The following is a 13,778-nucleotide window of genomic DNA, read 5'->3' as shown; positions in this document are numbered from 1 at the left end:
CGCCGGCCCCTCAGACGGGTGGCAACACCCAATCAATCGGCGTCTCGCCATTCTGCTCAAGAAACTTGTTGGTGCGGCTGAAATGCCCGCAGCCCAGAAAGCCGCGATATGCCGACAACGGCGACGGGTGGACCGACGTCAGCACCAGATGCTTGGTCGCATCGATCAGCTTCTGCTTGCTCTGTGCATGCGCGCCCCACAGCAGGAACACCAGGTGCGGCTGGTGCTCGCTGACGACTTCGATGATCCGATCGGTAAAAAACTGCCAGCCCTTGCCCGCATGGGCGTTGGCGTTGGCGCGTTCCACGGTCATGGTGGTGTTGAGCAGCAATACGCCCTGGTCGGCCCAGCTTTGCAGGCAACCGTGGTTGGGGATGTCGATATTCAGGTCGCGCTTGAGCTCTTTATAGATATTGACCAGCGACGGCGGCGCCGGCACGCCCGGTTGCACCGAGAAACACAGACCGTGGGCCTGGCCGGGGCCGTGGTAGGGGTCCTGGCCGAGGATCACCACCTTGACCTTGTCCAGCGGCGTGGAGTTGAGCGCGTTGAAGATCAGCGGGCCAGGCGGGTAGATCTCCTTGCCGGCCGCGTGTTCCTGGCGCAGGAACTCACGCAACTGGGCCATGTAGGGCTGCTCGAACTCATCGCGCAGGGCGTGTTTCCAGCTGGGTTCGAGTTTGATACGGTCGCCTTCGCTCATGATTGACTGGTCTTGTAAAAAAGAATGAGGCGAACCCTAGGAAAGCCGACCCCGCTTGTCAATTGATCTGACACACAACCGGCACTTTCCCATGAAGGGATCATACTCAACCTTCACCTTCCCGATTGAGGTCACGATGAACCTGCACTTCGAAGAGCTGACCGGCAGCGGCGGCGCGCGCATCGGCATCGCCAGCCTGGACGCCGAAAAGGCCCTCAACGCCCTCTCCCTGCCGATGATCCTGGCCCTGGGCGATCGCCTGGACGCCTGGGCCAAAGACCCGAACATCGTCTGCGTGCTGTTGCGCGGCAAGGGCCCCAAGGCATTTTGCGCCGGCGGCGAAGTGCGCAGCCTGGCCATGGCCTGCCGTGAACAACCCGGCGTCGTGCCGGAGCTGGCCGCGCAGTTTTTTGCCGCGGAATATCGCCTCGACTATCGCCTGCACACCTACCCCAAACCGTTGATCTGCTGGGGTCACGGCTATGTGCTGGGCGGCGGCATGGGCCTGCTGCAAAGCGCCTCGGTGCGTATCGTCACCCCCAGCAGCCGCTTGGCCATGCCCGAGATCAGCATCGGCCTGTACCCGGATGTGGGCGCCAGTTGGTTCCTGTCACGCATGCCGGGCAAACTGGGGTTGTTCCTTGGCCTGACCGGGGCGCACATCAACGGCCGCGACGCGCTCGATTTGGGCCTGGCCGACCGCTTCATGCGCGACGACCAGCAAGACGAACTGCTCGAAGGCCTGTTGCAACTGAACTGGCAGGAACAGACCGCGATGCAGCTCAACAGCCTGCTCAAGGCCTTGGCCCAGGAAGCCATCGACCAGCAACCCGAAGCGCAATGGCTACCACGCCGGGCGCAGATCGATGAGTGGCTGGATGTCAGTGACGTGCGCAGTGCCTGGCGGGCCTTGAGCCCGTTGCGCGAGCACGCCGACCCGTTGCTCAGCCGCGCCGGCAAGACCCTCAGCGAAGGCTGCCCGCTGACCGCGCACCTGGTGTGGGAACAGCTCCAGCGCGCCCGCCACCTGTCGCTGGCCGAGGTGTTCCAGATGGAATACACCCTGAGCCTCAATTGCTGCCGCCACCCGGAATTCAGCGAAGGGGTCCGCGCGCGGTTGATCGACAAAGACCAGCAGCCTCATTGGCATTGGCCGGATATCAATGCCATTCCGCAGGCCGTGGTGCAGGCGCATTTCAACAAAGCCTGGGAAGGCCGCCATCCGCTCGCGGATTTTTCCTACTTTTGACAGTCAGTTTTTTGGCTTTTTAACCGTGAATGCGCAATTGTCCGGCTGACTGTCCTGGCAGATATACACCGGCAGGCCGAAGGGGTCGCTGGCAAGGTGCCAATGCAAAGTACCGGTCAGCGACATCGTCTCCACCTCTGCCGATTTGCCGTACCGCAAGTCCACTCTCTGACCGTCACCGGTCAGGTAGCTGCACTTGTCTACATAGCCGTTTTCCCGATCCTGTGCCTTGCCCGGGGTAAAAATGGCGCCAATGAATTGGTCGACAAACTCCCGATAGCCGATCTTCGGGCTTTGCCAGACGAGTGTTCCTACCGTCGCCTGGAAGTAGCCATCAACGTACTTGATTGCCGAGGGATAAGGGCAGCCTTGGTTCGCTTGCACGTGTGCAACGCCGCCGACCATGAGGAGTAAAACGCACATCAATTGTCTGATCATCGGGGGTTCCTTCGCTCACTGGGCGGTCGAAGAGACACAACGGCCGCTCCCAGTTGAATACACTAGAAACCCAAACGATAGCTGTTAAATCTGACAGTACTGCTAAATGCTACGAAAAAGCGGCGCTGCCTGCGCCGCTTGCCTTCAAGAGCGGTCAACGATGACCGCCGCGACCAGCGCCACGATCGCCACCGCGACCGTGCCCGCCATTGCCCCAGCGATCCCCCCAACCCTGGTTTGGATAAGGCCGGTAACCCATGCGAGGCGCCGGCTGGTAATAACGCGGCGCCGGCGCGTAGTAACGCGGCGCCGGGTAATAGTCACGCCGATATTGATACGCCGGGCCGCCGCCGTAGTAATACACCGGCGCGGGCGCGGTATAGACCTCGGAACGGTAATAACCTGGGCCTCCATCGTAATAGGGCACGCACGCAGAAAGGGACAGACCGAGCACAGCGATAAGAAGCAGTCGTCGATACATGGCGGCCTCCTGGACCGCGAAAGAGCACCGCCAGCGACGCTGGCGGGCGGCATTCAACTTTTGCTGAATGACGAAATATCTGACATCAAAAAGCGAAACTGGTGCGATTTCGACACAGACTGAAACATCTGTTTCAGACGAACCGAATGCCTCATTGCAGTGCGACGGCGCACCAGTGCAACGCAGCCGCACGCACTCGAGCGTCGGGCGTTGCGCGCAAACCCGCGACCTACACGCCCGCGCCCTACTTGGCATGACTCTCGCTTAGCCTCTTGCGTGCAGGATTCATCACAGGTTCGCGGCACCACAATTTGCAATGGCTGACTAGGGTTCCGGCTCGCGAAACGCGAGTGGCTGGTCCGAGAGTCGGCGACCTCCAGTTGAGGTTACACGGCGGGATAAAAGCCCGGGAGACAAGCCACCGTTCACGGTGCCGCGTTGCTCCTGCTCGCCCTCGATCAACTGGAGAAGCCCCATGCCCTCAATCCGTTTACCCGCCCTGCTCGCCGCCGCCTTTGCTGCTGTGCTGAGCGTCCAGACCCAGGCCGCCGTCAAAGACCACTTCAGCGTGTGCTGGACGATCTATGCCGGCTGGATGCCGTGGGAGTATGCCGGCAGCCAAGGCATCCTCGACAAGTGGGCCAAGAAGTACGGCATCACCATCGACGTGGTGCAACTCAATGACTACGTCGAGTCCATCAACCAGTACACCGCCGGCCAGTTCGACGGCTGCACCATGACCAACATGGACGCCCTGACCATCCCCGCCGCCGGTGGCGTCGACAGCACCGCGCTGGTGGTCAGCGACTTCTCCAACGGCAACGATGGCGTGGTGATCAAAGGCAGCGGCAAGACCGTCGCCGACCTCAAGGGCATGAACGTCAACCTGGTGGAACTGTCGGTGTCGCACTACCTGCTGGCCCGCGCGCTGGAGTCGGCCGACCTCACCGAAAAAGACCTGAAAGTGGTCAACACCTCCGACGCCGACATCGCCGCTGCCTTCAACACCGACCAGGTGCAAGCGGTGACGACCTGGAACCCGATGCTCTCTGCGATCAACGCCAAACCCGGCGTCACCCAGGTGTTCGACTCCAGCAAAGTACCCGGCGAAATCATGGACATGATGGTGGTCAACACCCAGACCCTCAAAGACAACCCGGCCCTGGGCAAAGCCCTCACCGGCGCCTGGTTCGAAGTGGTCGCCCTGATGAACGCCAAAGGCGCCGCCAGCAGCGAAGCCCTGGAACACATGGCCAAGGCCTCGGGCACCGACCTCAAGGGGTTCCAGTCGCAACTGGACACCACCAAGTTGTTCGCCACGCCCAAGGAAGCCCTGGCCTTCGCCACCAGCACGCAGTTGCCAGCGACCATGCGCAAGGTCGCCGAGTTCTCCTTCCAACACGGCCTGTTGGGTGAAGGGGCCAAGGACACCAGCGCCGTGGGCATGAGCTTCGCCAATGGCGTGACCAGCGGCGACAAGGCCAACCTCAAGCTGCAGTTCGACCCCCGCTACGTGCAGATGGCCGCCGACGGCACGTTGTAAGAGGACCCGGCCATGCGCCTGATCAACCGTCACCCGGACCGCTCCAGCCGCCTGTTGTTGGTGCTGCTGCCGTTCGCCCTGCTGCTGTTCGCCTACTTCGTGGGCTCGGCCGAGCGCCTGGCGGATAACCCCAACGACAAACTGCTGCCCAGCGCCGGGCAAATGCTCGAGGCGGTCAAGCGCCTGGCGTTGAGCGCCGACAGCCGCACCGGCGAATACGTGCTGTGGCAGGACAGCGCGTCGAGCCTGCGCCGCCTCGCGCTCGGCCTGGGCATCAGTGCCCTCGCCGGCCTGTGCCTGGGCATCGCCGCCGGCACGTTGCCATTGTTCGGCGCGCCGTTGTCGCCGTTGCTGACGGTACTGTCGATGGTGCCGCCGCTGGCGATCCTGCCGATCCTGTTCATCGTGTTCGGCCTGGGGGAATTGTCCAAGGTGATGCTCATCGTCATCGGCGTCACCCCGTGCCTGGCCCGCGACCTGGAACAGCGCGCACGCGAAATTCCTGTGGAACTGCTGGTGAAGGCACAGACCCTCGGCGCGTCGACCTGGACCCTGATGCTGCGCGTGGTGTTGCCGCAATTGCTGCCGCGCCTGCTGATCTCGCTGCGGCTGATGCTGGGCTCGGCGTGGTTGTTCCTGATCGCCGCCGAAGCCATCGCCTCCACCGACGGCCTGGGCTACCGGATCTTCCTGGTGCGCCGCTACCTGGCGATGGACGTGATCCTGCCCTACGTGGTGTGGATCACCCTGCTCGCCTGGCTGATGGACTGGGGCCTCAAGGCCCTGACCCGGCGCGCGTTCCCCTGGTATGAAGGAGCGCGGGCATGAGCTTTATCAGCGTCAACAATGTGTGGCAGCGCTACGGCGATCAGGTGGTGCTGGAGGTTTTGAATCTGCAGGTCGCCGAGGGCGAATTCTGCACCCTGGTCGGCACCTCCGGCTGCGGCAAATCGACGTTTCTGCGCCTGCTGCTGGGCCAGGAAACCGCGAGCAAGGGCCACATCCTGCTCGACGGCCAACCGCTGGCCGGCGAACCGGATGCCAGCCGTGGCGTGGTGTTCCAGCGCTACTCGGTGTTCCCGCACCTGAGCGTGCTCGACAACGTCGCCCTCGGCCTCGAACTGCCGCGCGCGCCGTTGCTCGGACGGCTGTTCGGCAAAGCCAAAAAAGCCGCGCGCGAACAGGCCGCCGCGCTGTTGCACAAAGTCGGCCTCGGCCACGCGTTGGACAAGTACCCGGCGCAACTCTCCGGCGGCATGCAACAACGCCTGGCCATCGCCCAGGCCCTGATCATGAAACCGCGCGTCTTGCTGCTGGACGAACCCTTCGGCGCCCTCGACCCGGGCATCCGCAAAGACATGCACCAGTTGCTGCTGGAGCTGTGGCGCGAAACCCGGCTGACGGTGTTCATGGTCACCCACGACCTCAGCGAAGGCTTCAGCCTCGGCACGCGCCTGCTGGTGTTCGACAAGGTCCGCGTCGACCCCCACGCCCCCGGCGCCTATGGCGCCCGTATCACCTACGACATCCCTTTGAACGGCGAGCGGCGCAAGGCGCTCGCCGCCGAACTTGGAGCGACTTCCAAATGACCGATTCGACTCAACTGTTCCCGCCGTTCGCCGAAGAAATACTGCCCGGCGGCGGCCACCGTTCCTTCGTGCTCAAGCGCGGCCAACTGCTGCGCCTCACCGACCTGCGCGGCGGCGCCAACGTCAGCCTGACCCTGCTCAACGCGAACGAAAAAACCGAACGCCTGAACCTGCCCGACAGCCTCAAATGCCAACACACCGCCAAGCTCACCCGCGGCCATTGCCTGTACTCGGACATGGGCCGCGTGCTGGCCGCCATCACCGCCGACACCTGCGGCTGGAGTGACAGCATCGGCGGCGTGCTGTGCGCGGCCGAGGTGGCCGAGAAGTACGGCCAGGGGCGCTACCAGGAACTGCGCAACGGTTTCTATCGCAACGGCACCGACAACCTGCTGGTGGAATTGGGCAAGTGGGGCCTGGGGCTGTCCGACCTGCTGATGACCCTCAACCTGTTCAGCAAAGTCAGCGTGGACGACAACGGTGACCTGCACTTCGTACCGGGCAATTCCAAGGCGGGCGACTACATCGAACTCTACGCACCGATGGACACCCTGGTGGTGCTCACCGCGCTGCAGCATCCGATGGACCCCAACCCCGACTACGCCCCGCAACCGCTGAAACTGAGCTGGATGAACGCCGACCCAAGCGTCGCCGAACACTGCCGCACCTCGCGCCCGGAAAACGCGCGCGGCTTTATCAACACCGACCGTCTGTTCGCCTGAGGAGCTGCCATGTCTATCGCACTGAAACAACCCGACACGGCGGTGTACCGCGCCACCATTCCCGCCGGCGAGCCGTGGCTGATGGAGGTCAAGGCCGGCCAGACCCTGCGCATCCTTGACCTGGAGGGCAACCAGGCGGTCGACACGCTGTTCTACAGCGTGAAAAACCCGCGCGAGCGCTACGACGTGCAACGCACCTTGCGCCGCCAGAACAGCGTGTACCTGGGCGCCGGCAGCGTGCTCTATTCCAACCTCGGCCAGCCGATGCTGACCCTCGTCGCAGACACCTGCGGGCGCCACGACACCCTCGGCGGCGCCTGCGCCCAAGAGAGCAACACCGTGCGCTACGCCCTGGAAAAACGCTACATGCACAGCTGCCGCGACAACTACCTGCGGGCCTGCGCCCATGACGGTCGCCTGGGCAAACGCGACATCGGCCCGAACATCAATTTCTTCATGAATGTGCCGGTCACGGCCGACGGCGGGTTGACCTTCGAAGACGGCATTTCCGCCCCCGGCAAGTACGTCGACCTGCGCGCCGAGATGGACGTGATCGTGCTGATCTCCAACTGCCCGCAATTGAACAACCCGTGCAACGCCTACAACCCGACGCCTGCGGAGTTACTCGTATGGAACTGACACTCAAGCGCTTGCGCAGTTGGCTGTTCGCCCTGTGCCAGGCCCGCAGCGGGCAGTGCCTGCGCAACCACTGAACCCCGGGGGGAGGGGGCTTGCCCCCGATGGCGGCAAGTCAGCCAAACACGCACCCACTGGCTCACCACCATCGGGAGCCCCCCTCCCACACTCACGACATGCACTGCGGACGACCGTAGTGCTCCTTCACTTTGCGGGACGGCCCGCAGGGTTTTGCCATGTTCGAAAAACTCTTGATCGCCAACCGTGGCGCCATCGCCTGCCGCATCCTGCGCACCTTGCGCGAGCTGCATGTAAAGGGCGTCGCCGTGTATGCCGAAGCCGATGCGGCCAGCCTGCACATCCAGCACGCCGACGAAGCCTACAGCCTCGGTGAAGGCGCCGCGGCCGGCACCTACCTGGCGGTGGACAAAATCCTCGCCATCGCCAAGGCCAGCGGCGCCACGGCGATTCATCCCGGCTACGGCTTTCTCTCGGAAAACGCCGCCTTCGCGCAAGCCTGCGAAAACGCCGGCATCGCCTTTATCGGGCCGACCCCGCACCAGCTGCGCGTATTCGGCCTCAAGCACACCGCACGGGCGCTGGCCAAGCAACACCACCTCCCCTTGCTCGAAGGCAGCGAACTGCTCGACAACCTCGACGCCGCCATGCTCGCCGCCGACCGCGTGGGCTACCCGGTCATGCTCAAGAGCACCGCCGGCGGCGGCGGCATCGGCATGCGCGTATGCCGCCACGCCGCGGAGTTGAACGAGTGCTTCGACGCCGTCAAGCGCCTGGGCCAGAACAACTTCAGCGATGCCGGCGTGTTTATCGAGAAGTACATCGAGCACGCTCGCCACCTGGAGGTGCAGGTGTTCGGCGACGGCGCGGGCGAGGTGATCGCCCTTGGCGTGCGCGATTGTTCGGTGCAGCGGCGCAACCAGAAAGTCCTCGAAGAAACCCCGGCGCCGAACCTGCCCGAAGGCATGGCCGAGGCCCTGTGCTCGGCCGCCATCACCCTGGCCAAGGCGGTCAACTACCGCAGCGCCGGCACCGTGGAATTCATCTTCGATAGCGCAGACAGTCGCTTCTACTTCCTGGAAGTGAACACGCGGTTGCAGGTGGAACACGGCGTCACCGAACAAGTGTGGGGCGTGGACCTGGTGCGCTGGATGGTGCAACTGGCGGCGGGAGACATGCGGCCATTGAGTGAGCTGGCGTTGAAGCCCCAGGGCCACGCGATCCAGGCACGCTTGTATGCGGAAGATCCAGGCCGCGATTTCCAGCCAAGCCCGGGGCTGTTGACCTGCGTGGATTTTCCGCAGGCCGAAGGCTTGCGCATCGACACTTGGGTTGAAGCCGGTTGTGAGATCCCGCCGTACTTCGACCCGATGATCGCCAAGCTCATCACCTGGGCGCCCACCCGCGAACAGGCGCGCCTGGATTTGCATCGCGCCTTGAGCGACAGCCAGCTCTACGGCGTGGAAACCAACCGCGATTACCTGCGCCAGATCCTGCTGGCCGCGCCCTTTGCCGGTGGCCATCCGTGGACGCGCTGCCTGGAAGATCTGGTCTACGTTGCCCACACGTTCGAAGTGCTCAGCGCGGGCACGCAAACCAGCGTGCAGGACTATCCCGGACGCCTCGGTTATTGGGCCGTGGGCGTACCGCCGTCGGGGCCGATGGACAGCCGCGCGCTGCGCCTGGGCAATCGTCTGCTGGGCAATCGCGAAGGCGCGGCAGCCTTGGAGATCACCATGAGCGGGCCGCTGTTGCGCTTCAACTGCGCCGCCGTGGTGGCGGTGACCGGGGCGGATATTCCGCTGCTGCTGGACGATCACCCCGTGCCGATGAACACCACGCTGCGGATCGAAGCCGGATCGCTGTTGAGCCTCGGCACCCTCGCCGGGGCCGGCGCGCGCAGTTACCTGTGCCTGCGCGGCGGGCTGCAAGTGCCGGACTACCTGGGCAGCCAAAGCACCTTCACCCTGGGCCAGTTCGGCGGGCATGGCGGGCGCGCGTTGCGCGCGGGCGACGTGCTGCATCTGTTGCCGCTGGTCGACGTCACCGCAGGCCGGCAACTGGTCGCGCAACCGCTGGCGCAGGTCCGCACGCTACGGGTGATTTATGGCCCCCACGGCGCGCCGGAATACTTCCGGCCCGAGTACATCGACACCTTCTTCGCCACACAGTGGGAAGTGCATTTCAACTCCAGCCGCACCGGCGTGCGGTTGATCGGCCCCAAGCCGTTGTGGGCGCGCACCGATGGCGGCGAGGCCGGGCTGCATCCGTCGAATATCCACGACAACCCTTATGCGATCGGCGCGGTGGATTTCACCGGGGACATGCCGGTGATCCTCGGGCCGGACGGGCCGAGCCTGGGTGGGTTCGTGTGCCCGGTGACGGTGATCGAAGCCGACCTGTGGCAACTCGGGCAACTCAAGGCCGGCGACAAGCTGCGCTTCGAACCGGTGAGCCTCGAGACCGCCCGCGATCTCGCGCTGAAATGGGATCAAATGCCGGAGCCAGGCTTGCCCGCGATGCAGGCGACGCGCGCTCACAGCAACACCGAGGCGATGCCATCGCGAGCAAGCCCGCGCCCACATTGGCCCGCGTCGCCTGTGGTGTTGGATATCGGCCAGGAAGATACGCGTCTGGTTGCCCGATTGGCCGGCGACACCCACCTGCTGCTGGAAATCGGCGCGCCCGAGCTCGACCTGGTGCTGCGCTTTCGCGCCCACGCGCTGATGCAGGCCCTCGAAACCCACGCACGGCACGGTGTGATCGACCTGACGCCGGGCATCCGCTCGCTGCAGGTCCACTACCAGCCGGAACAATTGCCCCTGGCCGACCTGCTGGCGCTGATCAGCGGCGAATGGACGGCCGTGTGCGCCACGCCCAACCTGCAAGTGCCTTCGCGCATCGTCCACCTGCCGCTGTCCTGGGATGACCCGGCGTGCCAGTTGGCCATCGACAAATACATGACCACCGTGCGCAAGGACGCGCCGTGGTGCCCGAGCAACCTGGAGTTCATCCGCCGCATCAACGCCCTCGCCGACCTCGACGCGGTGCGCCACACCGTGTTCGAAGCGAGCTATCTGGTGATGGGCCTGGGCGATGTCTACCTCGGCGCCCCGGTGGCCACGCCGCTGGACCCGCGTCATCGCCTGGTGACCACCAAATACAACCCGGCCCGCACCTGGACCGCCGAGAACTCGGTGGGCATCGGCGGCGCGTATTTGTGCGTGTACGGCATGGAAGGCCCCGGCGGCTATCAGTTCGTCGGGCGCACGTTGCAGATGTGGAACCGCTATCGCGAAGTCGCGGCCTTCGACGGCAAGCCGTGGCTGCTGCGGTTTTTCGACCAGATCCGCTTCTACCCGGTGAGTGCCGAAGAACTGGTAAAGATTCGTCGGGACTTTCCGCTGGGGCGCTTTGCGTTGCACATCGAGGACAGCGTGTTGAACCTGGCGGACTACCAGGATTTTCTGGCGCGTGAAGCCACCGGTATCGATGCGTTTCGTGACCACCAGCAACAGGCGTTCAATGCCGAGCGCGAACGCTGGATCGCCAGCGGCCAGGCGCACTTCGACAGCGAGGAAGCGCCAGCGCCGCTCGCGCAGGACACGCCGCTGAAGGCCAATGAGCACAGCATCGACAGCCATATCGCGGGCAATCTGTGGCAGGTCCGGGTGGCGGTGGGCGAACGCGTCGCGGCCGGCGATGTGCTGGTGGTGCTGGAGTCGATGAAAATGGAGATCGCGCTGCCGGCGCCGTTCGCCGCAGTGGTGCGGGAAATCACCGTGCAGCCCGGCAGCGCGATTGGCGCCGGCCAGCGGGTCGTGGTGCTGGAACGGGACTGAGCGGCGCTGTATCGTGCAGGGACCTTCGGCGCCCTGCCCGATCCAGCCTGAACCGAACGATGACCACAGCCACCCTCTGCCCCGCCTGCGGCGCCCGCAACGACTGCACCCTGGCCGACCCGCGCACCGCCGACCAGGCCTGCTGGTGCTACAGCGTCACCATCGACCCGGCGGTGCTCGAAGCCCTGCCCGATGCATTGCGCAACCAAGCCTGCCTGTGCCCACGCTGTGCCCAGGTCGACGCACAGTTGCGCGGGGCTGAGCCGTTGTAATGCGGGTTGATCGATTCCTCAGCAACCTGCCGCGCTTCAATCGCCAGCAAGTGCGCCTGCTGTTGGTGGAACGGCGGGTGAGCGTCGATGGCGTGCCCGTCAGCGATCCTCACCACGAGGTGCGCGAATTCAGCCGGGTGTGCGTGGACGATGAGGTGCTGCAGGCGGGTAAACCGGCGCGCTATTTCATGCTGCACAAACCCCAGGGCTGCGTCAGCGCCACCTGCGATCCCCAGCACCCGACCGTGCTGGATTGGCTGGACGAACCGGACAAGGACGAGCTGCACATCGCCGGCCGCCTGGACTTCAACACCACCGGGCTGATGCTGATCACCAACGACGGCCAGTGGTCGCGACGCCTGACGCAACCGACGACCAAACTGCCCAAGGTCTACCTGGTGGAGACCGAACAACCGATCGGCGCGGAATACGCCGCCACCTTCGCGGCGGGCGTGTATTTCGCGTTTGAAGACCTGACGACTCAACCGGCCCAGCTGGAGCTGTTGGCGCCTCGCCTGGCACGCTTGAGCATCATCGAAGGTCGCTATCACCAGGTGAAACGCATGTTCGGGCACTTCGACAACAAGGTGCTGCGCTTGCATCGGGAACGCATGGGGCCGCTGGCGTTGGATGACGCGCTGGCGCCCGGTGAGTATCGAGCGTTGAGCGCCGATGAAATCCGCCAGGTCTGACGACCGTTCGGCCGGTGATGGCTAAAACCCATCCCTGCGACTTGCGACATCCCGAACCGACTGCTTGAATCAAAACGTCAGCCAAAAGATGACTGGCAAGTCGCCTATAACCTCCAAGAAACACCTTGCCGCGCCCGCGCTTGATCCACGGGCCTTCCCGGCAAACAACCCGCCCTGGTAACACCCGTCGGCCAGCCGTCATCGGCGCGACATGGGCGCTCATCTTCAAGGCGTATGCCTACCTGTCACAAAGCTCGTGCAGAGTGATCTGCGCGCCCTACCCGCTTGCCAGGAGTCTTACGACATGAGGCCAGAAATCGCTGTGTTGGATATACAGGGTCAGTATCGGGTTTACACGGAGTTCTATCGCGCGGACGCGGCTGAAAAGACCATCATCCTGGTCAACGGCTCCATGGCCACCACGGCCTCCTTCGCCCAAACCGTGAAAAGCCTGTACCCGCAGTTCAATGTGGTTTTGTACGACCAGCCCTACGCCGGTCGCTCCAAAATCCATAACCGCCACGAGCAGATGCTGACGAAGGAAGTCGAAGGCCAGATCCTCCTGGAACTCATCGACCACTTCGCCGCCGAACACGTGTTGTCCTTCTCCTGGGGCGGCGCCGCCACCCTCGTCGCCCTCGCCCAGCGCCCGCGCCGCGTGGAAAAGGCGGTGATCAGCTCGTTCTCGCCGGTGATCAACGCGCCCATGCGCGACTACCTCGAACGCGGCGTCGACTACCTCGGCAAGCTCGACCGCGACCGCGTCGGCCACCTGGTCAACAGCACCATCGGCAAACACCTGCCGTCGCTGTTCAAGCGCTTCAACTACCGCCACGTCAGCAGCCTGGCCGAGCACGAATACGGGCAGATGCACTTCCACATCAGCCACGTACTCAACAGCGACCGGCTGTGCTACCTCAAGGCCGCGCGCCAGATCACCGTGCCGGTGCTGTTCATGAACGGTGAATGGGACGAATACACCAGCGCCGAGGATGCCCAGCAGTTCGGGCAATACGTGCCAAACAGCAGCTTCAGCACGATCCAGGCGACCGGGCATTTTCTGGACATGGAGCACAAAGCGGCCTGCCGCGACAGCCGCGACGCCGTGGTCGGCTTTCTGAAGCCCGCGCGGCAGACCAGCCGATTGCGCTATCACCAGGGCCAGGCGCAGCATGCCTTTGCGCTCTGAAACACAGCCGACTGTAGGAGCGAGCATGCCCGCTCCTACAGTCGGTCGGCTCGTTGCCTACGCAAACACGCGCAACCTGCACATTTCTCAAAGAAAAACTTCAAATCGCGGCGCACATCTGGTACAAAGTCAGCCGCTCTGAGCGGGTGTCGTATAATGGCATTACTCCAGCTTCCCAAGCTGATAACGAGGGTTCGATTCCCTTCACCCGCTCCACTCAGATATTGATCTCGCGTCAGGATGGTTTTGACGGGGGATGTAAAAACCGGTCCTTGGTGGCCGGTTAATGAGATGGTCACCCCCAACACCCTGTGAGGGCTACGCTTTCACGGGGTGTTTTGTTTTCGGAGGCCATCATCATGAGCGAGTCAGCACTGATCGGTATCGATCTCGGCAAACATACT

General features: G+C 63.9%; 13 protein-coding genes, 1 tRNA gene and 1 riboswitch. Of the genes, 11 read left to right on the top strand and 3 right to left on the bottom strand.

The genetic code is table 11. The features are described from left to right. Nucleotides 1–10 precede the first annotated feature (10 nt). Nucleotides 11–703 (bottom strand): uracil-DNA glycosylase, encoded by a 693-nt coding sequence (ung, locus tag TU80_RS17040; RefSeq protein WP_017844892.1) that lies wholly within the window; start codon nucleotides 701–703, stop codon nucleotides 11–13. A 136-nt stretch (nucleotides 704–839) separates the two neighbouring features. On the opposite strand from ung, the gene TU80_RS17035 reads away from it, so the two are divergent. Next, nucleotides 840–1,952, top strand: coding sequence for an enoyl-CoA hydratase/isomerase family protein (locus TU80_RS17035; RefSeq protein ID WP_017844891.1), 1,113 nt, complete (start codon nucleotides 840–842; stop codon nucleotides 1,950–1,952). Nucleotides 1,953–1,955: 3 nt separating this feature from the next. On the opposite strand, the gene TU80_RS17030 is transcribed toward TU80_RS17035, so the two are convergent. After that, nucleotides 1,956–2,390 carry a DUF3757 domain-containing protein gene (locus tag TU80_RS17030; protein ID WP_046384380.1) on the bottom strand — a complete coding sequence of 145 codons (435 nt, stop codon included), beginning with the start codon at nucleotides 2,388–2,390 and terminating at the stop codon, nucleotides 1,956–1,958. Nucleotides 2,391–2,544: 154 nt separating this feature from the next. Next, nucleotides 2,545–2,871, bottom strand: a complete 327-nt coding sequence (locus tag TU80_RS31715; RefSeq protein WP_082643854.1) for a hypothetical protein — start codon at nucleotides 2,869–2,871, stop codon at nucleotides 2,545–2,547. Between the two features lie 313 nt (nucleotides 2,872–3,184). Continuing rightward, nucleotides 3,185–3,286: riboswitch (guanidine-I (ykkC/yxkD leader) on the top strand. Nucleotides 3,287–3,346: 60 nt separating this feature from the next. On the opposite strand from TU80_RS31715, the gene TU80_RS17020 reads away from it, so the two are divergent. The 10 genes from TU80_RS17020 to TU80_RS16975 all read left to right on the top strand — a co-directional run bounded on the left by TU80_RS17020 (nucleotide 3,347) and on the right by TU80_RS16975 (nucleotide 13,590). After that, nucleotides 3,347–4,414: a putative urea ABC transporter substrate-binding protein gene (locus tag TU80_RS17020; RefSeq protein WP_057004961.1), complete on the top strand. Its 1,068-nt coding sequence runs from the start codon at nucleotides 3,347–3,349 to the stop codon at nucleotides 4,412–4,414. Between the two features lie 12 nt (nucleotides 4,415–4,426). Further along, nucleotides 4,427–5,242, top strand: a complete 816-nt coding sequence (locus TU80_RS17015) for an ABC transporter permease (protein WP_046384383.1) — start codon at nucleotides 4,427–4,429, stop codon at nucleotides 5,240–5,242. Continuing rightward, a complete protein-coding gene (locus TU80_RS17010; protein WP_057004960.1) occupies nucleotides 5,239–6,003 on the top strand; it encodes an ABC transporter ATP-binding protein in 765 nt (254 codons plus the stop codon). Before TU80_RS17015 ends, TU80_RS17010 begins: the two co-directional genes overlap by 4 nt. Continuing rightward, nucleotides 6,000–6,725: an urea amidolyase associated protein UAAP1 gene (locus tag TU80_RS17005; protein ID WP_057004959.1), complete on the top strand. Its 726-nt coding sequence runs from the start codon at nucleotides 6,000–6,002 to the stop codon at nucleotides 6,723–6,725. Before TU80_RS17010 ends, TU80_RS17005 begins: the two co-directional genes overlap by 4 nt. A 9-nt stretch (nucleotides 6,726–6,734) precedes the next feature. Further along, the gene (locus tag TU80_RS17000; protein WP_046384385.1) at nucleotides 6,735–7,364 is read left to right on the top strand and encodes an urea amidolyase associated protein UAAP2; all 630 of its coding nucleotides are present in this window, start codon (nucleotides 6,735–6,737) and stop codon (nucleotides 7,362–7,364) included. A gap of 233 nt (nucleotides 7,365–7,597) precedes the next feature. Next, nucleotides 7,598–11,221, top strand: a complete 3,624-nt coding sequence (gene uca / locus TU80_RS16995) for an urea carboxylase (RefSeq protein ID WP_057004958.1) — start codon at nucleotides 7,598–7,600, stop codon at nucleotides 11,219–11,221. Nucleotides 11,222–11,280: 59 nt separating this feature from the next. After that, on the top strand, nucleotides 11,281–11,493 hold the full coding sequence (locus TU80_RS16990) for a cysteine-rich CWC family protein (RefSeq protein WP_017844882.1): 213 nt from the start codon (nucleotides 11,281–11,283) through the stop codon (nucleotides 11,491–11,493). Then, nucleotides 11,493–12,185: a pseudouridine synthase gene (locus TU80_RS16985; RefSeq protein WP_017844881.1), complete on the top strand. Its 693-nt coding sequence runs from the start codon at nucleotides 11,493–11,495 to the stop codon at nucleotides 12,183–12,185. The genes TU80_RS16990 and TU80_RS16985 overlap by 1 nt, the downstream gene beginning before the upstream one ends. Before the next feature lie 304 nt (nucleotides 12,186–12,489). Next, nucleotides 12,490–13,374, top strand: a complete 885-nt coding sequence (locus TU80_RS16980; RefSeq protein WP_057004957.1) for an alpha/beta fold hydrolase — start codon at nucleotides 12,490–12,492, stop codon at nucleotides 13,372–13,374. A 142-nt stretch (nucleotides 13,375–13,516) separates the two neighbouring features. Then, nucleotides 13,517–13,590, top strand: a tRNA-Gly gene (locus tag TU80_RS16975). Nucleotides 13,591–13,778: the final 188 nt, after the last annotated feature.

It is taken from the genome of Pseudomonas veronii, from assembly GCF_001439695.1.
Lineage (GTDB): Bacteria > Pseudomonadota > Gammaproteobacteria > Pseudomonadales > Pseudomonadaceae > Aquipseudomonas > Aquipseudomonas veronii.
Note: the sequence above shows the minus strand (reverse complement) of the source record. Positions and strands in the feature narration are given on the sequence as shown.

Bases quoted from the DNA above. Each gene is read 5' to 3' on its own strand.
- ung (WP_017844892.1), bottom strand. From the start codon at position 703: ATGAGCGAAGGCGACCGTATCAAACTCGAACCCAGCTGGAAACACGCC.
- TU80_RS17035 (WP_017844891.1), top strand. From the start codon at position 840: ATGAACCTGCACTTCGAAGAGCTGACCGGCAGCGGCGGCGCGCGCATC.
- TU80_RS17030 (WP_046384380.1), bottom strand. From the start codon at position 2,390: ATGATCAGACAATTGATGTGCGTTTTACTCCTCATGGTCGGCGGCGTT.
- TU80_RS31715 (WP_082643854.1), bottom strand. From the start codon at position 2,871: ATGTATCGACGACTGCTTCTTATCGCTGTGCTCGGTCTGTCCCTTTCT.
- TU80_RS17020 (WP_057004961.1), top strand. From the start codon at position 3,347: ATGCCCTCAATCCGTTTACCCGCCCTGCTCGCCGCCGCCTTTGCTGCT.
- TU80_RS17015 (WP_046384383.1), top strand. From the start codon at position 4,427: ATGCGCCTGATCAACCGTCACCCGGACCGCTCCAGCCGCCTGTTGTTG.
- TU80_RS17010 (WP_057004960.1), top strand. From the start codon at position 5,239: ATGAGCTTTATCAGCGTCAACAATGTGTGGCAGCGCTACGGCGATCAG.
- TU80_RS17005 (WP_057004959.1), top strand. From the start codon at position 6,000: ATGACCGATTCGACTCAACTGTTCCCGCCGTTCGCCGAAGAAATACTG.
- TU80_RS17000 (WP_046384385.1), top strand. From the start codon at position 6,735: ATGTCTATCGCACTGAAACAACCCGACACGGCGGTGTACCGCGCCACC.
- uca (WP_057004958.1), top strand. From the start codon at position 7,598: ATGTTCGAAAAACTCTTGATCGCCAACCGTGGCGCCATCGCCTGCCGC.
- TU80_RS16990 (WP_017844882.1), top strand. From the start codon at position 11,281: ATGACCACAGCCACCCTCTGCCCCGCCTGCGGCGCCCGCAACGACTGC.
- TU80_RS16985 (WP_017844881.1), top strand. From the start codon at position 11,493: ATGCGGGTTGATCGATTCCTCAGCAACCTGCCGCGCTTCAATCGCCAG.
- TU80_RS16980 (WP_057004957.1), top strand. From the start codon at position 12,490: ATGAGGCCAGAAATCGCTGTGTTGGATATACAGGGTCAGTATCGGGTT.